The organism is Leifsonia sp. ALI-44-B (assembly GCF_001984125.1).
GTDB lineage: Bacteria > Actinomycetota > Actinomycetes > Actinomycetales > Microbacteriaceae > Okibacterium.
Window position 1 is genome coordinate 396157 of the sequence record NZ_MTQL01000006.1, and the last position, 18618, is coordinate 414774.

The 18618-nt window shown below is 66.7% G+C and carries 17 protein-coding genes and 4 tRNA genes; 3 read left to right on the forward strand and 18 right to left on the reverse strand.

Features of this window, described 5'->3' with window-relative positions:
- Nucleotides 1-58: 58 nt before the first annotated feature.
- The 15 genes from secF to ALI44B_RS02960 form a co-directional block, all read right to left on the reverse strand.
- Nucleotides 59-1096, reverse strand: a complete 1038-nt coding sequence (gene secF, locus ALI44B_RS02890; protein ID WP_077053239.1) for a protein translocase subunit SecF — start codon at nucleotides 1094-1096, stop codon at nucleotides 59-61.
- Nucleotides 1096-2853 (reverse strand): protein translocase subunit SecD, encoded by a 1758-nt coding sequence (gene secD / locus ALI44B_RS02895; RefSeq protein ID WP_077053240.1) that lies wholly within the window; start codon nucleotides 2851-2853, stop codon nucleotides 1096-1098. The genes secF and secD overlap by 1 nt, the downstream gene beginning before the upstream one ends.
- Before the next feature lie 63 nt (nucleotides 2854-2916).
- Nucleotides 2917-3339, reverse strand: a complete 423-nt coding sequence (yajC, locus tag ALI44B_RS02900; RefSeq protein WP_077053241.1) for a preprotein translocase subunit YajC — start codon at nucleotides 3337-3339, stop codon at nucleotides 2917-2919.
- Between the two features lie 68 nt (nucleotides 3340-3407).
- Entirely contained in the window at nucleotides 3408-4430 is a 1023-nt protein-coding gene (gene ruvB / locus ALI44B_RS02905; protein WP_077053242.1) for a Holliday junction branch migration DNA helicase RuvB, read from the reverse strand.
- Nucleotides 4430-5065 (reverse strand): Holliday junction branch migration protein RuvA, encoded by a 636-nt coding sequence (ruvA, locus tag ALI44B_RS02910; RefSeq protein WP_077053243.1) that lies wholly within the window; start codon nucleotides 5063-5065, stop codon nucleotides 4430-4432. The genes ruvB and ruvA overlap by 1 nt, the downstream gene beginning before the upstream one ends.
- Complete coding sequence (gene ruvC, locus ALI44B_RS02915; protein WP_179100219.1) at nucleotides 5062-5706, reverse strand: crossover junction endodeoxyribonuclease RuvC; 645 nt, start codon at nucleotides 5704-5706, stop codon at nucleotides 5062-5064. The genes ruvA and ruvC overlap by 4 nt, the downstream gene beginning before the upstream one ends.
- A gap of 12 nt (nucleotides 5707-5718) precedes the next feature.
- Entirely contained in the window at nucleotides 5719-6483 is a 765-nt protein-coding gene (locus ALI44B_RS02920; RefSeq protein WP_077053245.1) for a YebC/PmpR family DNA-binding transcriptional regulator, read from the reverse strand.
- Between the two features lie 92 nt (nucleotides 6484-6575).
- Nucleotides 6576-7184, reverse strand: a complete 609-nt coding sequence (gene pdxT / locus ALI44B_RS02925; protein WP_077053246.1) for a pyridoxal 5'-phosphate synthase glutaminase subunit PdxT — start codon at nucleotides 7182-7184, stop codon at nucleotides 6576-6578.
- Nucleotides 7174-8076, reverse strand: a complete 903-nt coding sequence (gene pdxS, locus ALI44B_RS02930; RefSeq protein WP_077053247.1) for a pyridoxal 5'-phosphate synthase lyase subunit PdxS — start codon at nucleotides 8074-8076, stop codon at nucleotides 7174-7176. Before pdxS ends, pdxT begins: the two co-directional genes overlap by 11 nt.
- An 89-nt stretch (nucleotides 8077-8165) precedes the next feature.
- The gene (locus tag ALI44B_RS02935) at nucleotides 8166-8753 is read right to left on the reverse strand and encodes an HIT family protein (RefSeq protein WP_077053248.1); all 588 of its coding nucleotides are present in this window, start codon (nucleotides 8751-8753) and stop codon (nucleotides 8166-8168) included.
- Nucleotides 8741-10660 (reverse strand): threonine--tRNA ligase, encoded by a 1920-nt coding sequence (thrS, locus tag ALI44B_RS02940; RefSeq protein WP_496507423.1) that lies wholly within the window; start codon nucleotides 10658-10660, stop codon nucleotides 8741-8743. Before thrS ends, ALI44B_RS02935 begins: the two co-directional genes overlap by 13 nt.
- Nucleotides 10661-10827: 167 nt before the next feature.
- On the reverse strand, nucleotides 10828-13545 hold the full coding sequence (locus ALI44B_RS02945) for a CLIPPER-2 domain-containing protein (RefSeq protein ID WP_077053250.1): 2718 nt from the start codon (nucleotides 13543-13545) through the stop codon (nucleotides 10828-10830).
- A gap of 453 nt (nucleotides 13546-13998) precedes the next feature.
- Nucleotides 13999-14073: transfer RNA gene (locus ALI44B_RS02950), tRNA-Val, on the reverse strand.
- Between the two features lie 36 nt (nucleotides 14074-14109).
- A tRNA-Cys gene (locus ALI44B_RS02955) sits at nucleotides 14110-14183 on the reverse strand.
- Between the two features lie 54 nt (nucleotides 14184-14237).
- Nucleotides 14238-14309, reverse strand: a tRNA-Gly gene (locus ALI44B_RS02960).
- A gap of 289 nt (nucleotides 14310-14598) precedes the next feature.
- Between ALI44B_RS02960 and ALI44B_RS02965 the strand changes: the two genes are divergently transcribed.
- The 3 genes from ALI44B_RS02965 (at nucleotide 14599) to ALI44B_RS02975 (ending at nucleotide 16177) form a co-directional block, all read left to right on the forward strand.
- Nucleotides 14599-14674, forward strand: a tRNA-Val gene (locus tag ALI44B_RS02965).
- A gap of 177 nt (nucleotides 14675-14851) precedes the next feature.
- A complete protein-coding gene (locus ALI44B_RS02970) occupies nucleotides 14852-15403 on the forward strand; it encodes a type 1 glutamine amidotransferase domain-containing protein (protein ID WP_077053251.1) in 552 nt (183 codons plus the stop codon).
- A gap of 135 nt (nucleotides 15404-15538) precedes the next feature.
- Nucleotides 15539-16177, forward strand: a complete 639-nt coding sequence (locus ALI44B_RS02975) for a CYTH domain-containing protein (protein WP_077053252.1) — start codon at nucleotides 15539-15541, stop codon at nucleotides 16175-16177.
- Between the two features lie 117 nt (nucleotides 16178-16294).
- Here the strand turns inward: ALI44B_RS02975 and ALI44B_RS02980 are convergent, their stop codons facing one another.
- From ALI44B_RS02980 to ALI44B_RS02990, 3 genes are all read right to left on the reverse strand, one after another.
- Complete coding sequence (locus ALI44B_RS02980; RefSeq protein ID WP_077053253.1) at nucleotides 16295-17311, reverse strand: glutathione S-transferase family protein; 1017 nt, start codon at nucleotides 17309-17311, stop codon at nucleotides 16295-16297.
- A 9-nt stretch (nucleotides 17312-17320) separates the two neighbouring features.
- Complete coding sequence (locus ALI44B_RS02985; RefSeq protein WP_077053254.1) at nucleotides 17321-17581, reverse strand: hypothetical protein; 261 nt, start codon at nucleotides 17579-17581, stop codon at nucleotides 17321-17323.
- Nucleotides 17582-17782: 201 nt separating this feature from the next.
- A complete protein-coding gene (locus ALI44B_RS02990; protein WP_077053255.1) occupies nucleotides 17783-18613 on the reverse strand; it encodes a DNA-3-methyladenine glycosylase in 831 nt (276 codons plus the stop codon).
- Nucleotides 18614-18618 lie beyond the last annotated feature (5 nt).

The following is an 18618-nucleotide window of genomic DNA, read 5'->3' on the forward strand; positions in this document are numbered from 1 at the left end:
GCGGCCTCTGCGGCCCCCACGCACCTCCCGGAGGAGAGGCGAACGGATGGCCGGCGCGTTAGACGGTTTCTGTCGCCGGAACGGCCTCGCCCGAAGCACCTGACACGCTCGAACGGTTCGCCTTCTCGCGAGCAGCCAACACACGCGCATCGCGCTTCTTGATGGCCGGCTCGTTCTGACGGAACAGCGCGTAGAGCGGGGCGGCCACGAAGATCGTTGAGTAGGTGGCGACCAGGATGCCGATCAGCAGCGACAGCGAGATGTCGCGCAGCGTCTCGGCGCCGAGAACGAAGTCACCGATCACGAGGATGGCGGCGACGGGAAGAGCCGCGACCACCGACGTGTTGATCGAACGAACGAGCGTCTGGTTGACGGCGAGGTTGACGGATTCGGCGAAGGTGCGAGACGCGTTCTCCCCGTCATCCGTCGTGTTCTCTCGGATCTTGTCGAACACCACCACCGTGTCGTAGAGCGAGTAGCCCAGGATGGTGAGGAATCCGATCACCGCCGCGGGCGTGATCTCGAAGCCACTGGCCGCGTAGACGCCGAGCGTGATGATGAGCACGTCGAGCAGCGCGAGCATGGCGGCCGCGGACATCTTCCAGGTGCGGAAGTAGAGGGCCATGATGACGAACGCGAGCGCGAGGAACGCGAAGAGTCCGAGCAGAGCCTGGCGCGTGACATCCGCACCCCATGAGGCGCCGATGAACGAGGTGCTGACCTCGGAGGCGTCGACCTTGTAGGCCGTAGCCAGGGAGTCTTGCACCTCTTTGGTCTCACCGGCGGTCATCTGGTCGGTCTGCACGCGGACCGCGCTGTCACCGACGGTCGTCACGCGGACCACGGCGTCGGGCACGACCGACGCGACGGCGTCTTGCGCCACGGTCTGGTCGGTGGTCGACACGTTGGCGATCTGGAACTGCGAACCGCCGCTGAACTCGATGCCGAAGTTGAAGCCGCCCTTGACGATGGGCACGAGGATCGACAGCACTACGAGCGCGATGGCGACGGTGAACGACACCTTGCGCTTGCCGACGAAGTTGATCGACTTCTTACCCGTGTAGAGGTCGTTGCCGAACGTGGTCAAGCTGGCCATCAGGCGTCCTTCTTCTTGCTCGTGGTGGCGCTGTCGGCGGGGCGGGTGGGCGCGCCGGCCGAAACCGACTCACGCTCCTGCTCGGCCCGCTTGCGTTCGGCGATGGTCTGGCGACGCTCGGCCTCGCGGCTCGACTTGGCGACCTTGGAACCGGGCACGTCGGTCGGTGTGCGGAACTGCGCGCGGCCGCGGTAAACAGCACCGAGGGCGTTCGGGTCGAGGCCCGACAGCTTGTGTCCGCTCGAGAAGAACCGCGTCTGCGCGAGCAGCTGCAGCATGGGGTGCGTGAAGAGGATGACGACCAGGATGTCGATGATGGTCGTCAGTCCGAGCGTGAACGCGAAGCCGCGCACGTTGCCGACCGCCAGGACGTAGAGCACGACGGCGGCGAGCACGTTGACACCCTTGGACGCGTAGATCGTGCGCTTGGCACGACGCCAACCCGCCTCGACCGCGGATTCGAGCCCGCGGCCATCGCGCAACTCGTCGCGGATGCGCTCGAAGTAGACGATGAACGAGTCGGCCGTGAAGCCGATGGCCACGATCAGACCCGCCACACCGGCGAGCGACAGGCGGTAGCCCTCGCTCCACGACAGCAGGGCGATCGAGAGATAGGTCAGGATGCCGGCGACGATCAGCGACGCGATCGTGACGAAGCCGAGCAATCGGTATTGGAAGAGCGTGTAGATGACGACGAGGATCAGACCGATGAGACCGGCGATGAGGCCGATCGTCAGCTGCGACGAACCCAGGGTGGCCGAGATGGTGTCGGATGACTGCACCGTGAAGCTGATGGGCAGTGCGCCGTACTTCAGCTGGTCGGCCAGCGTCTTGGACGTCTCCTGCGTGAAGCTGCCCGTGATGCTGGGCTTGCCGTCGGTGATCAGACCGTTCATCGACGGGGCGGAGAGCACCTTGCCGTCGAGCACGAACGCGAACTGGTTGAGCGGCGCCTGTGCGCCGTAGAGGCGCTGGCTGATCTGGGCGAAGACGTCGCTGCCCTTGCCGTCGAGCGTGATGTTGACGGCCCACTGGCCCGTCGATCCGCCGGACTGCGTGGTCTGCAGACCGTTCGTCGCGTCGGTGATGGCCGAACCGTCGAGCTCGACCGGGCCGAGGATGTACTTGGCAGAGCCGGCGTCATCGCACGTGATGAGTGGCTGATCGGCCGGAGCCTGGTCTTCGTCGCTCGGCGGGTTGGCGCAGTCGTACGCCTGGAACTGCGCCTGCAGCGCCGGCGTCACATAAGCGAGGTCGCTGCCGTTCGTCGGAGCGGCCGTCGGCGTCGACACCAGGCCGGGATCGGGAGACGGGAACGGCGTGGACTGGCCGTCATCCCCCACGAAGGTGTTGGCCGGCGCACCCGCGACGAGCACCGGACGGAATTCGAGCTTGGCGCTCGACTCGATGCGGTTGCGCGTCTCTTCGTCGGCTTCGCCCGGGATGGACACGACGATGTTCTGCCCGCCCTCGGTCGTGACCTCGGCTTCGGAGACACCCGAGGCGTCGACGCGCTGGCGGATGATCGAGACCGCCTGCGTCAACTGCTCGTTGGTGATCTGCTCACCGCCCTGCAGCTGCGGCGCCAGGATGATCTGCGTTCCACCTTGCAGGTCGAGCGCGAGTTTGGGCATCCACGAGGCGTTCGACCAGATGACACCGCTGGCGAGGACGCCAAACAGAACCAGGACGATGACACCCAACCACGAGAGGGAACGCCATGCTTTGCGCACGGGCGTCGATCTGGACTTAGCCAACGATTTACTCAGCTTTCTTAGGCGTCCGGCCCTTGCGGGGCCGGACGGGGCAATTCCAGTATGTTATTCGTCGATCTTCTTGTTGCGCGAATCGTTGGTGGTGCGCTCGGTTCCGTCGACGCGCTCACCGAACTCGGGGTTCTCGGCGTAGGTCGCGTGGTCGGCGTTCAACTCGGGAGCCGCAACGGTCTCGGTGCTGTCATCGGCGGGCACGACGACCTCGTCGGTGATGACGCGCGCGATGGTCTGACGGTGCACGGTGACGACATTGCCGGGGCTCGTCTCGAGCTGCACCTTGTTGTCGCCCTCGTCGATGGCGAGGATGGTGCCGTAGAGACCGAAGTTGGTCATCACCTCGGCACCGGGAACAACTTGGGACTGCAGGCTTTCCATGTCGCGCTTGCGCTTCTGCCCGTTGCGGAACATGAAGAAGATGAGCACGGCCAGAATGGCGAGCATTCCGATAGTCAGCGGATCAAATGCCATGAGAGACGAACCTTTCGCGGCGCTTTTGCCGCATGTTTTGGGGTAACCGGCCAGGGGGCCAGCTTGAATTATAGGACACCGGGCAGGAAGGCTCCCTGGGAGGGTTCGATTCCGAAGTGTTTCCACGCTTGGGGGGTCGCGACGCGTCCGCGCGGTGTGCGCGTGATGAGGCCGATCCGCACGAGGAACGGCTCGACGACGCTCTCGATGGTCTCTGACTCTTCTCCCACCGAGACGGCGAGAGTGTTGAGGCCGACCGGACCCCCGTCGAAACGTTCGAGCAGGATCTGCATGACGGCGCGGTCGAGGCGGTCGAGGCCCAGCGGGTCGACGTCGTAGAGCTCCAGGGCCGCGCGCACCGCATCGGCGTCCGCATCCCGACCGTGCACGAGGGCGAAGTCGCGCACGCGGCGCAGCAGGCGGTTGGCGATACGGGGTGTTCCGCGGCAGCGGCCCGCGATCTCGGCTAGGCCCTCACGGTCGAGGTCGAAGTGCAGCAGGCGGGCGGCGCGCGCCAGTACCTCGCGCAACTCGTCCTCTTCATAGAACTCCAGGTGCGCCGTGAAGCCGAAGCGGTCACGCAGCGGGTTGGGCAACAAACCTGCACGGGTCGTCGCACCGACGAGCGTGAACGGCGCCAGCTCGAGGGGAACGGATGTGGCACCCGCACCTTTACCGACCATGATGTCGATGCGAAAGTCTTCCATCGCCAGGTAGAGCATCTCTTCGGCCGAGCGCGCCATGCGGTGGATCTCGTCGATGAAGAGCACCTCGCCGGGCACGAGCGACGACAGCACGGCCGCCAGATCACCCGAGTGCTGGATGGCGGGACCGCTCGACATGCGCAACGGGCGCCCCGATTCGTGCGCCACGATCATGGCGAGCGTCGTCTTGCCGAGTCCCGGAGGGCCCGCGAGCAGGATGTGGTCGGGCGTGCGTCCCTGCATCGCCGCGGCGGTCAACAGCAACTGCAGTTGCCCGCGCACCTTCGTCTGCCCGACGAATTCGGCCAGCGATTCGGGCCGGAGCGCACCCTCGAAGGCGAGCTCGGCATCCGATTCGAGGTCGGGGCGGGTCAGGTCGTCTGCCATCAGCGGGTCCTCCCGGCGGCGCTACTCGCGGCGGGCCCGAGTTGGGCAAGAGCCAGGCGCAGCAGGGCGGGCACGGAGGAGACATCCGCTTCGGGGTTGTTCGCGACGGCGTCTTCCACGGCGCGTTGAGCGATCTTCTCGGACCACCCCAAGCCGATGAGGGCCACGAGCACGCTCTCGTCGACGGGTTGGGCCGCGACGGCGCGAGCCGATGAAGCCGACGACGTGGATGCCGTGATGCGCAGTTTGCCCGTGAGCGCGACGACGATGAGCTTGGCCGTCTTGGGCCCGATGCCCGACACCTTGCGGAACACGGCGTCGTCCTCGCTCGAGACGGCGCGGGCGACCTGATCGGGCGTGAGCACGGCCAGCACGCCGAGCGCGGACTTGGGGCCGACGCCCGTAACGCTCGTCAGAAGCTCGAACACCGCGAGCTGCTCGGCGGTCTCGAAGCCGAAGAGGGAGAGCGAGTCCTCACGCACGATGAGCGTGGTGTGAACGAAAGCCTCGGAACCGGTGCGCATCGAGAGCGCATGCTCGGGCGTGACCTGGATCGACAGCCCCACCCCGCCGACCTCGATGACGGCCGTCGAACCCAGGGCGCTCAGAACTGTTCCACGTACCGAAGAAATCACTCTGTCAGCCTAGGCGAAGCCCCCGACGTTCCCCCGGAGCGTTCGGCGGCGCGCCACGCGCGTTGAGCCGGGGTGAGGCCGGACGAGCGGGTGCCGGCCGATGCCTGGGCCTTGGCCATCCGGGTCGAGACTCCCCCGCCCGCCGCGGCGGCCTGCTTCTGCAGCGACACGTTGCCGCGCCAGGCGTGGCAGATCGCCAGGGCTAGCGCGTCGGCCGCGTCGGCGGGTTGCGGCAGCTCGGCGAGACCGAGGATGCGCGCGACCATGGTCTGCACCTGCTTCTTCTCGGCCGAGCCGTAGCCCGTGATCGAGGCCTTGACCTCGCTCGGCGTGTGCATGCCGACGGGGATGCTGCGGCGCGCGGCCGCGTGCAGCGCCAATCCCGACACCTGGGCCGTGCCCATGACGGAACGCAGGTTGTGCTGGGCGAAGACACGCTCGACGGCGACGGCCGCGGGGCCGAACTCGTCGATCGCCTGGTCGATGCCCTGCGCGATCGTCAGCAGGCGCTCCTCGATCGGCGCGTCGGGCGACGACCGGATGACGCTGTAGTGCACGAGCGAAGCCGTGCGCGTTCGCTCGACGTCGACCACGCCCACACCACACCGGGTGAGGCCGGGGTCGATGCCGAGCACGCGCATCGTCACGCTCGACTACTCGTCGTCGTCGGCGTGCAACTCGGCTTCGACCTCGGGGCTGAGGTCGAGGTTGGTGTAGATGTTCTGCACATCGTCGCTGTCTTCGAGCCCATCGATGAGCTTGAAAACGCGGCGGGCGGTGTCGGCGTCGACCTCGACCTTGAGGTTGGGGACGAACGCGACGTCGGCGGAGTCGTAGTCGATGCCCGACTCCTGCAGCGCCTGGCGCGTCGACACGAGATCGGATGCCTCGGTGAAGACTTCGAACGTGTCGCCCTCGTTGGTGACCTCTTCGGCGCCGGCTTCGAGCACGGCGGCGAGGATGTCGTCCTCCGTCGTGTTCTCGGCGGGGACGACGATGACACCCTTGCGGCTGAAGTTGTAGGCCACGCTGCCCGGGTCGGCCATGGTGCCGCCGTTGCGGGTCATGGCGGTGCGCACGTCGGCCGCGGCACGGTTCTTGTTGTCGGTGAGGCACTCGATCAGGAGAGCGACACCGTTGGGGCCGTAGCCCTCGTACATGATCGTCGTGTAGTCGATCACTTCGCCCGTGAGACCGGCGCCGCGCTTGATGGCGCGGTCGATGTTGTCGTTGGGGACCGAGGTCTTCTTCGCCTTCTGCACAGCGTCGACAAGCGTCGGGTTTCCCGACATGTCGGCGCCACCGATCTTGGCGGCGACCTCGATGTTCTTGATGAGCTTGGCGAACGATTTCGCACGTCGCTGGTCGATGACCGCTTTCTTGTGCTTGGTCGTCGCCCATTTGGAGTGGCCGGACATATGCTCCCTTACTGCCGTGAAATCCCGTCTATTCTATGGCCCGACGGGATGTCTGGGGCCCGCGCACCGCCGAAGTGCGCCGCGGCTGGCGCTCAGGCCCGCACTCGACCGGCGATCTTGTCGAGGAAGTAGCGGTGGAACCGCGTGTCGCCCGTGACCTCCGGGTGGAACGATGTGCCCATGACGGAGCCCTGTTCGACCGCCACGATGCGCCCGTCGGGGACCTGTGCGAGCACGTCGACGTCGCCGCCCACGGCATCCACGACGGGTGCACGGATGAAGACGGCGTGCACGGGCGGATCGCCCAGCGCCGGAACGTCGAGGTCGGTTTCGAACGAGTCGGTTTGCGTGCCGAAGGCATTGCGCCGCACCGTGATGTCGAGGCCGCCGAGGGTCTGCTGCCCGGAGATGCCGTCGACGATGCGGTCGGCGAGCATGATCAGGCCTGCGCAGGTGCCGTAGGTGGGCAAGCCGCCCCGGATGGCCTCACGCAGGGGTTCGGCCACCTCGAACGTGCGCGCCAGCTTGTCCATGACGCTCGACTCGCCGCCGGGAATGACGAGTCCGTCGATCTCGGACAGCTCGCCGGCACGCCGAACGGGCACGGCGGTTGCGCCGAGCCCGTTCAGAACCGCGAGGTGTTCGCGAAAGTCGCCCTGGAGTGCCAGGACCCCGATGCGGGGCGTCGCGCTACCAGCCACGCTCGGCGAGACGGTGCGGGGCGGCGAGGTCGGCGACGTTGATGCCGACCATGGCTTCTCCCAGACCGCGCGACGCCTCGGCGATGACCTTGGCGTCGTCGTAGAACGTGGTTGCCTTGACGATCGCGGCGGCACGCTTGGCCGGGTCGCCCGACTTGAAGATGCCCGAGCCGACGAAGACGCCGTCGGCGCCCAGCTGCATCATGAGTGCCGCGTCGGCCGGGGTGGCCACGCCACCCGCGGTGAAGAGAACCACGGGGAGCTTGCCGGTCTGCGCGATCTCGGCGACGAGCTCGTAAGGCGCCTGCAGCTCTTTCGCGGCGACGTAGATCTCGTCCTTGGTCAGCGCGGACAGGGCGCGGATCTCGGCCTTGATGGTGCGGATGTGCTTGGTGGCCTCGGAGACGTCGCCCGTGCCGGCCTCACCCTTGGAGCGGATCATGGCCGCGCCCTCGTTGATGCGGCGCAAGGCCTCGCCCAGGTTGGTGGCACCGCAGACGAACGGGATGCCGAAGCCCCACTTGTCGATGTGGTTCACGTAGTCGGCCGGGCTCAGCACCTCGGACTCGTCGATGTAGTCGACGTTGAGGGCCTCGAGCACCTGGGCCTCGACGAAGTGACCGATGCGGGCCTTGGCCATGACCGGGATGGACACGGTGGCCTGGATGGCCTCGATGAGGTCGGGGTCGCTCATGCGGGCGACGCCGCCCTGGGCGCGGATGTCGGCGGGGACGCGTTCGAGGGCCATGACGGCCACGGCGCCGGCATCTTCGGCGATGCGCGCCTGCTCCGCCGTGACGACGTCCATGATCACACCGCCCTTGAGCATCTCTGCCAGGCCGCGCTTCACGCGGTTGGAGCCGAATTCGCCGTTCGTGGTGCTGTCAGTCATAGTCTCAGATTCTACTCGGGATTGATGAAGAGAACGCGGCCGGGGGCCACAGTATTACGCTCCGCGCTCGAGGCGCCGAGCGGGATATCTCAGGCCGGCCAGGCCGCCGCGAGCGACGCACGCACGTCGCCGAGCAGCTGCGGCAGAGCCTTGGTCTTGGCGATGATCGGCAGGAAATTGGCGTCGTGCTGCCAGCGCGGGACGATGTGCTGGTGCAGATGCGCCGCGATTCCGGCCCCCGCCACCTCGCCCTGGTTCATGCCGATGTTGAAGCCGTGGTTGTGCGAAACCTCACGGATGACGCGCATCGCGGTCTGCGTGAGCGCCCCGATCTCAGCCACTTCTTCGGGAGTGGCCTGGTCGTACGTCGCGATGTGGCGGTACGGGCAGACCAGCAGGTGACCGCTGTTATAGGGGAACAGGTTGAGCAGCACATAGGCGTGCTCGCCGCGCGCGACGATCAGGCCGTCCTCGTCGCTCAGCGACGGGGCGTAGCAGAACGGGCACTCGTGTTCCTCGGGCTGCTGGCCCTTCTCGATGTAGACCATGCGGTGCGGGGTCCACAAGCGCTGGAACTCGTCGGGCACACCCGCGAGATGCGCGGCGTCGTCGATGCGAACATCGGATGCTGCGGCATCCGCATCGGCGTCGTAGTCGCCCATGCTCAGGCGGGCCATGCGGTGTCCACCTGAACGCGGTCGGCGATCGACTGGGTGATGCGCTGGGTGGCGTCGGCCACGGGAATGCCGTTGAGCTGCGTGCCGTCACGGAAGCGGAAGCTGACCGAACCGTTAGCCGAATCCTCTTCGCCCGCGATGAGCTGGAAGGGGACCTTGGCCTTGGTGTGGTTGCGGATCTTCTTCTGCATGCGGTCGTCGGAGTGGTCGACCTCGGCGCGCACGCCGGCCTTCTTGAGCTGGTCGATGACGTCTTGCAGGTAGTCGCCGTACTGCTCGGCGACGGGGATGCCCACGACCTGCACGGGGCTCAGCCACACGGGGAACGCGCCGGCGTAGTGCTCGAGCAGGATGGCGAAGAAGCGCTCGATCGAGCCGAGGAGCGCGCGGTGGATCATGACGGGCTGCTGGCGCGATCCATCGTCGGCGGTGTACTCGAGTTCGAAGAGTTCGGGCTGGTTGAAGTCGAGCTGCACGGTGGAGAGCTGCCACGTGCGGCCGATGGCATCCCGAGCCTGCACCGAGATCTTGGGGCCGTAGAACGCCGCGCCGCCCGGGTCGGCGACGAGCTCGAGGCCCGACTCGACGGCCACCTGACGCAGGGTCTCGGTGGCTTCTTCCCAGACCTCGTCGGTGCCGACGTATTTGACCGGGTCTTTCGTCGAGAGCTCGAGGTAGAAGTCGTTGAGGCCGTAGCCGCGCAGAGTTTCGAGCACGAACTGGAGCTGGCGGGCCAGCTCCTCTTTCACCTGACCGGGCGTGACGTAGATGTGGGCGTCGTCCTGGGTCAGGCCGCGCACGCGTGTGAGACCCGAGAGGGTGCCGCTCTTCTCGTAGCGGTAGACGGTGCCGAACTCGGCCAACCGCATGGGCAGCTCTCGGTAGCTGCGACCGCGCGCCCGGTAGATGAGGTTGTGCATGGGGCAGTTCATGGGCTTCAGGTAGTAGTCCTGGCCCTGACGCGTGACCTCGCCGGCCTCGTTGTACTCGGCATCGAGGTGCATCGCCGGGAACATGCCGTCTTTGTACCAGCTGAGGTGCTGGCTGGTCTCGAACAGGTGACCCTTGGTGATGTGCGGGGTGTTGACGAGGTCGTAACCGGAGGCGACGAGTCGCTCGCGCATGTAGTTCTCGATCTCGGCGCGGATGATTCCGCCCTTGGGGTGGAACACGGCGAGTCCCGAGCCGATCTCGTCGGGGAAGCTGAAGAGATCGAGTTCGCGGCCGAGCTTGCGGTGGTCGCGCTTCGCCGCTTCCTCCATGCGGGCCTGGTAGGCGCGCAGTTCGTCCTTGGTGGGCCAGGCGGTGCCGTAGATGCGCTGCAGCTGTGGGTTCTTCTCCGAACCGCGCCAGTATGCCGCGGCCACGCGGGTGAGCGCGTAGCCGTTGCCGATCATGCGCGTCGAAGGCAGGTGCGGGCCCCGGCACAGGTCCTTCCACAGCGTCTCGCCCGACTTGGGGTCGATGTTGTCGTAGATGGTGAGCTCGGCGCCGCCGACCTCGACGCTCTCGTTGTCTTCGCCGGCGTGCCCACCCTTGATGCCGATCAGCTCGAGCTTGTAGGGCTCGGACGCGAGCTCCTCGCGAGCCTCTTCTTCGGAGACGACGCGGCGCACGAAACGCTGCCCCTGCCGGATGATCCGGTCCATCTCCTTCTGCAGCGCCTTGAGGTCTTCGGGCGTGAACGCCTCGTGCACGTCGAAGTCGTAGTAGAAGCCGTCGGTGACGGGCGGCCCGATGCCGAGGCGTGCGTCGGGGTTGACCTTCTGCACGGCCTGCGCAAGCACGTGCGCGGCCGAGTGACGCAGGATGTTCAAGCCATCCTCGGAGTCGATCGTGACGGCCTCGACCGTGTCGGCGTCGGTGACCTGCGTGGCCAGATCTTTCAGCTCGCCGTTGACGCGCATCGCGACGACGGACCGATCGGTGAATAGCTCAAAACCGTCAGGCACCAGGGTCCACTCCTTAGACAAAATCGTTCTGTACAACTGTAGTGCGACGGCGGTGGCTCAACGCGCAGCGGGCCCCTATGGCCGAAGCCATGGGGACCCGCAACGTGCCGTGTCTGGCGCGCCTAGCGTTTCGCCTGTCGGCGGCGCGCGGCGACCCACAGAATCGATCCGAGGACCAGCAGTCCTAGCACCACCAGACCGGCCACCATCGGGGCCGCTCCGGTCGCAGCGAGGATGATCTTCGGCTCGGGCGACAGCGGCACGATGGCCACAGACGGCTCCGAGACAACCGGTCCCGAGCGGGCGGATGCCGTGGCCGACGCCGTGTTCGACACGCCCTGCTCACGGATATCGGCATCGGTTACCGCGTAATTGGCCGAAGCCGTCACGGTTTCGCCGGGCGCCAGTTGGCCCGCCTCACCCGGCCACGTGCCGAAGGTGATGAGCGAGAGCCGGGGCAGTCGATCGTCCACCTGCACGTCGGTGAGCGTCACATTGCCCTCGTTCGTCACGGTGAAGGAGTATTCGACGGATTCGCCGGGGACTGCGTGCGAACCGCCGGCGAAAGCCGCACGCTTCTCGATCGTGAGCACGGCCAGGTTGTTGAGGTCGACGTTCGCCGCGTCGAGCACCTCGGGGATGGGGCTCCCGTCCAGGGTCCGCGCCCCCGCCGATGCAGTGTTGTCGACCGTGCCCGTATCGATGTCCTCCTGCGTCAGAACGTAGGAGGCGGTTGCGCGGACGCTCTGACCGGGCGCCAACACGCCGTCGGTTCCACTCGGGTACTGCTCGAACGTCAGCGTCGAGAGGCGCGGTAGTTCGTCGCGTACCGTGACGTCTTTCGCGGTGGTGGCGCCAACGTTCGAGATCTCGAACTCGTAGGCGATGCGGTCGCCAGGCTTGGGCGTGTCGCCGCCCTCGAAGACGGCTGTCTTCTCGATGGCGATCTCGGAGCGCGACGGGATCGGAACGCTTACCGTGCTCTCGACGGTCGGCACGGGGCCGGCACCGCTGACGCCGGACACGGTCGCGGTGTTATCCACGGAACGCGCATCGATGTCGGCCTGCGTGAGCTCATAGGTCGCGGATGCCGTCACCGACTCGCCCGGCGCCAATGACCCGGGTGTGCCCGGCCAGGCGTCGTACTCGAGCGTGCTGAGCCCCGGCTTCGGGTCGACGATCGCGGTTTGGGCGACCGTGAGCGACCCCGTGTTGGTCACCGCGAAGGTGTAGTCGACCCGGTCCCCCGCTTCGGCATCGCCTGCCGCCAGAACGCCCTTTTTCGTCAGAGTAAGGCTCGCCGTCCGGTCGAGCGGCGTGGTGGTCGTCGAGTCGGGCGCGTCTACGGCCTGGTTCAGGGGAGACAGCGCCGAGGCGGATGCCGTGTTGACGACCGACCCACGATCGGTGTCCGCCTGGGTCACCGTGTAGTCGGCTCGGAATGTGACGCTCTGACCGGGTCGTAGTACGCCGGCGCTGCCGCTCGGCCAGTCGGTGGCTGTGAGGGCACCGAGGCCGGGCAGCGGGTCTGTGACCGTCACGCCCGTCACGGAGACCGAGCTCGGGTTGGTGACGACGAAGGCGTAGGTCAGCACATCGGATGTGTTCGTGACGCCGTCTTTCGATACATCCGTCACCTTTTCGACCGTCTTCTCGAGATCGAGCGTGGGTTCGGCGGCGACCAGCTCCACGGAGTAGTCCTCGACCTCGCCGGCGCGTTGGGGGCCGGCCGGGCCGGCTGCGTCGTTTCCGACGGCGAGGCGGATGCGGGCGAACGATGTCCCGCTGGCGGCGATGCGCTTCTCAAGGCCCGTCCAGGTCAGGCGCGTGCTGGTGCCGGATGCGCCGGGAGGCACGACGGCCGAGGCGGCTTCGCTCGGCTCGAACGTGCCGTTTCGGTCGAAGTCGATCCAGGCGGTCAGTGTGGCCGGCACCGACAGGACACGGTTCGTGGTCGCGACGTCGACCGAGTAGCCCCCACCTTCGATGGCTTCCACAGTCGGAAGAGTGGCAACGCCATCCTCGTCGTCGACAGCGACGTTCGGGCGATCTCCGGCGGGGGCATCGTCGCCGCGAGCATCGGCGCTGAAGGCCGACATCCTCTCGCCGTCGACCAGTGCGCCGAGGAACGTGCCCGCGTTCGCGGGATGGGATGCCGCGCCATAGCTCTCGGGCGCATCGCCGTGGTCGACCGCGAATGTGGCACAACTGGGCGCGTAACCGTCGAGGCCTTCGCCACCGAGCTGCGGACGGTAACCCCGCACGATGGATGAATTCAGTTCACCGTCGCCCGATTCGCAGAACGGTCCTTCGATGCGCTGGCCCGTGGGGTTGGCACGGCTGTCCCCCGCGGTCACGAGCGTCTTCTGTGCCGTGCCATCCACCTTCAGTTCACCGTCGGTGGTCACGACGAGGGGGCGGCAACTGAGGATCGCGCTCTGCGTCCACTGAGTGGCCTGGCTGGTGAAGGTCGAGCCGGAGAGCTGATAGGCCACTTGGTTCACCGGGCAGAGGCCTTCGGTGGTGTTGCCCCGGCCCTCGTTGAAGGCGGGGAAGCTCAACCATTCCGCGTTCGGGGTCACGGCCGGCTTTCCATCGGCACCGATGTCGACGGAACCGCACAAGAGGTCCAATTGCACGAGGATGCCGCCGGGGCCCGTCGCTCCCACACGGTTCTGTCCGCGAGCACCGACGAGGACTTCGTCGCCCTCACATTCGCGCGGCGCATCGGCATTCTTCTGCGAACCGATGATGCCTCCGCTCGTTGAGGGCGTCACCGGCACCGCGGCCAAGGCCGAACTGGCGGCGCCACCCCCGACCATCAGCGCCACGAGTCCCACAGCGACAAGCTCCCGCCCGCGACTTCGCCGCGTTCCCGACCTCTTCTTCTGCCCTCTACCTGCATCGAACACTCGGCACGCTCCATTCATCAACTGTCACCACATCATGGCATGCTGATATATCGTCTGCAACAGCGAGATGCACATCGCCCAGCTCTCGTCCGTATGTCGCGATACCGGGACCGAACCACCCCGATCGCAGGTCATGCGATCCCGGGCCACCGCCGATCCCCTAAAGAACCCTCAGCTGCTAATAGCCGCAGCCTGCCCCAAGCAGAAAGCCTCCAGATCTCAATCCGGAGGCTTGGTTGGCTGGCCGTACCGGGATCGAACCAGCGCGATCGCAGGTTATGCGATCGCGGGTCACTGTCGATCCCCTACTCGAATCTCTGCTGCTCGAAGTTGCAGCTTGTCCTAAACAGAAAACCCCCGGATCTTGATCCGGGGGTTTGATGGTGGGCGATACTGGGATCGAACCAGTGACCTCTTCCGTGTCAGGGAAGCGCGCTACCGCTGCGCCAATCGCCCGCTGAACATCTTTCGATGTGTGGGGTTTGTGAGTGTTGGAGGTGGCGACGGGATTCGAACCCGTGTGGACGGCTTTGCAGGCCGCTGCCTCGCCTCTCGGCCACGCCACCGCGTGTGGTTGCCCACATGCCGTGACCAGCCTGGAAGACTGATCTTGACACTCGAGCGGATGACGAGATTCGAACTCGCGACCCTCACCTTGGCAAGGTGATGCGCTACCACTGCGCCACATCCGCATTGCGCTCATTTCTGAGTGCTTAGGAACTCTAACTGACGGGGAACGCTTTGCACAAACCGAGAACCCACTTTTTCGGTTTTCGGGCTGTTTGTGACGTTTTCGGCCGCCCCGTTTGGGTAGCCGATTCGGGATGTGACCGGGCCGATTCTCTTAGGGTAATTTTTCTCTATTTTTCGGCAAATTTTTCTCCGAAGCACTCCCCCGGACGCTTGCGCCCTCCCGGTTCGCGTTTCTCGGTTTCGCTCCGCTAAGATCGAATCTCGCAGGCGGACGTTCTTCCGTTTCGCGGGCGATTGGCGCAGTTGGTAGCGCGCTTCCTTCACACGGAAGAGGTCATCGGTTCGAGTCCGGTATCGCCCACCAGTCCCTCCTCTCCGTCAGCTCAAGCTGGCGGAGTTTTTTGTGCCCAAGATTTCTGCGCCTCGCTTTCTAGGCGGCGTCCGCTGGTTCGTCAACGGGGTGTCGCCGCTATGACGACCGTTTTAGCGTGGACGGTGTTCGACCGGTTGGCCGGACGACGTCGAAAGGGAGGATTCCACGATGACTGAGAACATTTCGGGTAAGAAAGTCGCTTTTCTGTTGACCGACGGTTTCGAGGACGCCGAGCTGACGAGCCCGTGGCAGGCCGTGACGGAGGCTGGCGGCATCCCCACCCTCGTTGCACCGTCTTCGGGTGAGGTGACCGGCAAGAACGGCCACACGCAGGGTGTCGATCAGACCGTTGCGGATGCTTCGGCGGACGCGTTCGATGCGCTCGTGTTGCCGGGTGGGGTCGTGAACGCCGACAACATCCGTATGGAGCAGGGCGCCGTGTCGTTCGCCCGCTCGTTCTTCGAGCAGCACAAACCTGTCGGCGTGATCTGCCACGGCCCATGGCTGCTGATCGAGGCCGATGTGGTTCGCGGACGCCAGATGACGAGCTTCGCCAGCCTGCAGACCGACCTCAAGAACGCCGGCGCTGACTGGGTCGACGAAGAGGTCGTGGTCGACAGCGGCCTCGTCTCGAGCCGCACGCCCGACGACCTGCCGGCGTTCAACGCCAAGCTCGTCGAGGAGATTGCCGAGGGCGAGCACTCTGGACAGACCGCCTAGGAGCCGCCGGGCGGTGAGCGATGAGGGGATGGCGTTGCGGCGCTCATCCCCTTTTTGCTGCCCGGTGATCGTGGCGACGGAGCGCGTCGGCGTGGGTGCTGGCGGCGACATCGGCATCCGGGTAGACAGGGTGTCATGTCAGGTGCCGAGCAGGTCGAGATCGAACGCAAGTATGACGTTGCCGCGGAGAGCGCCGTGCCCGACCTGAACGAGGTCGACGGCGTCGCGAGCGTTACGCGGCACGAGGGTGTGCCGCTCGATGCGCTCTACTTCGACACCGAGGATCACGTTCTCGCGGCAAACCACATCATCATCCGGCGGCGTTCCGGCGGCGCGGACGAGGGCTGGCACGTGAAGCTGCCCGCCGACGAGGGGCGCACCGAGGTGCACTGGCCGCTGGAGGACGGATCCGAGGAGTCGGTGCCCGAGGGCGTGCTCGAACGTCTGGCAGCCGTGCTGGAGGGTCGCGCGGTGACGCCGCTGGCGCGCATCCACACGGTTCGCACGCTCGTTCACCTGCAGGATGCCGCGGGGAACGATGTCGCCGAGATCGCCGACGACGAGGTCTCGACGACGGACCTGCGGGCTGGAACGAAACGAGCCTGGCGTGAGTGGGAGGCGGAACTCCTGCCGGCGGCGCCCGCTACGCGTGACGAGCGCACGGCTCTGTTGGATGACATCGAGCGAGTCCTCGTCGCGGCCGGGGCCCGCCCCTCGTCGACCGTCGCGAAGATTGCTCGCGCCCTAGGGGCCGACGCGAACTTCGAGGGGTAGAGGGATAACGCCGAGATCATCAACGTGGCGCGCAGAGTGGCCTCCGCGCCGCACAAAGCGGCCTCCGCGCACACAGGGTCCGCGCAGAGCAGCCTCCACGCACAGCGGCCTCGAGGGCTAGTCGCGGAGCGGCGGGACCTCTTCGCCGGCACGGGGCGGTTGCGGGGCTGTGCCGTCGCCGAACGGGCGACCGCCGAGGGATTCGCGGCCGTGCGGGGTGAGCCATCCGGTCTCTGAGGGGCCCTTCGGCACGATGCCCGTCGGGTTGATGTCGCTGTGAACGATGTAGTAATGCTTCTTGATCTGGTCGAAGTCGATCGTGTCGCCGAATCCGGGGGTCTGGAAGAGGTCGCGAGCGTAGGCCCAGAGGACGGGCATCTCGGTCAGTTTGTTGCGGTTGCACTTGAAGTGGCCGTGGTAGACGGCGTCGAAGCGGGCGAGCGTCGTGAAGAGGCGGACATCCGCTTCGGTGATGGTGTCGCCCACCAGGTAGCGCTGACCCGCGAGCCGTTCCTCAAGCCAGTCGAGGCGCGCGAAGAGGGTGTCGTAGGCTCGCTCGTAGGCACGCTGCGAACCGGCGAAACCGGCCTTGTAGACGCCGTTGTTGACGTCGTGGAAGATCTTCTCGGCGACGTCGTCGATTTCGGCGCGGAGATGTTCGGGGTAGAGCTCAGGTGCGCCCTCGCGGTGGAATTCGGTCCACTCGGTCGAGAGGTCGAGCGTGATCTGGGGGTAGTTGTTGGTGACGACCTTGCCGCTCGGAACGTCGACGATGGCGGGCACCGTGATGCCGCGCGGATAATCGGGGAACCGCGCGAAGAAGGCCTGCTGCAGGCGCTCGATGCCGAGCACCGGGTCGACGCCACCCTCGTCGAGGTCGAACGTCCAGCTGTCCGCGTCGTGCGTGGGGCCGGGCAGCCCGAGGCTGATCGCATCTTCGAGTCCCAGCAGGCGCCGCACGATGATGGAGCGGTTGGCCCAGGGGCACGCGCGGGCCGCTACCAGCCGGTATCGTCCCGCCTCGACCGGCCAGCCGTCGCGGCCGTCACGCGTGATGCGGTCCTCGATGTAGTTGGTGTCTCGGTTGAACTCTTGACCGGGCTCGACATAGCGACCCTGCGTGCTCTCTGCCATGCGTCGAGCCTACGCGTCGCCGTCTGACGAGGCTGCGCCCGAGGCGTCGTCGTCTTCCGACTCGACCGTGTCGCTGTCGGCGTCGTAGGTGTAGGCGGGGCCGTCGGCGGTTTCGCCCGCTTCGGTGCCATCGGCCTTCGAGCCGCCGCCCTCGGTCGACTCCTCGGCCGGGTCGGTCGGGAACGGTCCGCCGTAGCCGCCGGTCCCCTGCTCTTCGGCCTTCTCGACGGTGTAGTCGCCGTCGTTTTCTCCGATGTTTGCGTCAGGCATGTCGCTCCTTTTGTCGGTGTGTTCAGCAGACTAGGTGAGCGTCCGCGGCCGAGACACGGGGTTGCGAGAAGGCCCGCGGCATGCCACTAGGCACGGATGCTGCGGCGTCAGGCAGCCGACGAGGAGGCGGCCAGGCGAGGCCACGCGGTCGGTGGCGGCTCCAGGCGGCGGGCGTGCGGAGCCACGCCGTTGCGCGCTCCCTCAGGCGGTGCCCGCGCGACGGGGCTTGCGGAGCGCGGCGGGTCGATACGGCGAGACGGTCGGGTCGTCGGTGATCCAGAAGCGCCACGGGAAAGCATCCGAACCCGCCTCGCCGCTCACGCCCGTGCGCGGGCCACGAGAGATGTGAGCGGGCGGGACATCGGGCAGTTCGAGGTGGGCCCGCGTGCGTTTGTCGAGCGGGCGCTTCGCCACGAGTCGCATGTCATCAGAACTGTCGGCCGCGAGGCGCTCGTCGCCAGAATTCTCGGCCGCGAGGCGCTCTTTGTCGGAACCTTCGGCCGCGAGGTGCTCGTCGCCGGCAGGCTCTGACGCAGGGGGCTCTTCAGGCCCGGATGACGGGGGCACGGTGTCGCTCAGCGCATCCATGCCGTCGTGCTCCGTGTAGACGAGGCCGAGCGCCTGGGCAAGACGACCCGGCCCCCTGGCGAGGTCGCGAGACGTCTTGGCGGCCGGACGGCGGCTGCGGGCCAGTTCCTCCCCCGCAACGATCTCGCCGGCCCTGAGCAGCACCCCCGACGCGATGCCCTCGGGCGAACAGACCACGTTGACGGCGTTGTGCATGCCGTAGGAGAAGTACACGTAGAGGTGCCCGGGCTCGCCGAACATGGTGGCATTGCGGGCCGTCTTGCCCATGCGGGCGTGCGAGCCGGCGTCGTGCACCTGCCCGGTGCCGAGACCGTGGTAGGCCTCGGTCTCGGTGATGCGCACCGTGATGGCGCCCTCGGGAGACGAGATCGTGAGGTGGGCTCCGAGAAGTTCGGGGGCTACCTCGAGCGCGTCGCGGGCGAAGAAGGTTCGGGATGCGCGCATCCGCT

Excerpts from the sequence above, each read along its gene's own strand:
- ruvC (WP_179100219.1), bottom strand. The coding sequence starts at position 5,706 with ATGCGCGTGCTCGGCATCGACCCCGGCCTCACCCGGTGTGGTGTGGGC.
- ALI44B_RS02980 (WP_077053253.1), bottom strand. The coding sequence starts at position 17,311 with ATGGCAGAGAGCACGCAGGGTCGCTATGTCGAGCCCGGTCAAGAGTTC.
- ALI44B_RS02975 (WP_077053252.1), top strand. The coding sequence starts at position 15,539 with ATGTCAGGTGCCGAGCAGGTCGAGATCGAACGCAAGTATGACGTTGCC.
- yajC (WP_077053241.1), bottom strand. The coding sequence starts at position 3,339 with ATGGCATTTGATCCGCTGACTATCGGAATGCTCGCCATTCTGGCCGTG.
- ALI44B_RS02970 (WP_077053251.1), top strand. The coding sequence starts at position 14,852 with ATGACTGAGAACATTTCGGGTAAGAAAGTCGCTTTTCTGTTGACCGAC.
- ALI44B_RS02935 (WP_077053248.1), bottom strand. The coding sequence starts at position 8,753 with ATGGCCCGCCTGAGCATGGGCGACTACGACGCCGATGCGGATGCCGCA.
- secF (WP_077053239.1), bottom strand. The coding sequence starts at position 1,096 with ATGGCCAGCTTGACCACGTTCGGCAACGACCTCTACACGGGTAAGAAG.
- ruvB (WP_077053242.1), bottom strand. The coding sequence starts at position 4,430 with ATGGCAGACGACCTGACCCGCCCCGACCTCGAATCGGATGCCGAGCTC.
- pdxS (WP_077053247.1), bottom strand. The coding sequence starts at position 8,076 with ATGACTGACAGCACCACGAACGGCGAATTCGGCTCCAACCGCGTGAAG.
- thrS (WP_496507423.1), bottom strand. The coding sequence starts at position 10,660 with ATGCGCGTCAACGGCGAGCTGAAAGATCTGGCCACGCAGGTCACCGAC.
- ALI44B_RS02920 (WP_077053245.1), bottom strand. The coding sequence starts at position 6,483 with ATGTCCGGCCACTCCAAATGGGCGACGACCAAGCACAAGAAAGCGGTC.
- ALI44B_RS02985 (WP_077053254.1), bottom strand. The coding sequence starts at position 17,581 with ATGCCTGACGCAAACATCGGAGAAAACGACGGCGACTACACCGTCGAG.
- ALI44B_RS02990 (WP_077053255.1), bottom strand. The coding sequence starts at position 18,613 with ATGCGCGCATCCCGAACCTTCTTCGCCCGCGACGCGCTCGAGGTAGCC.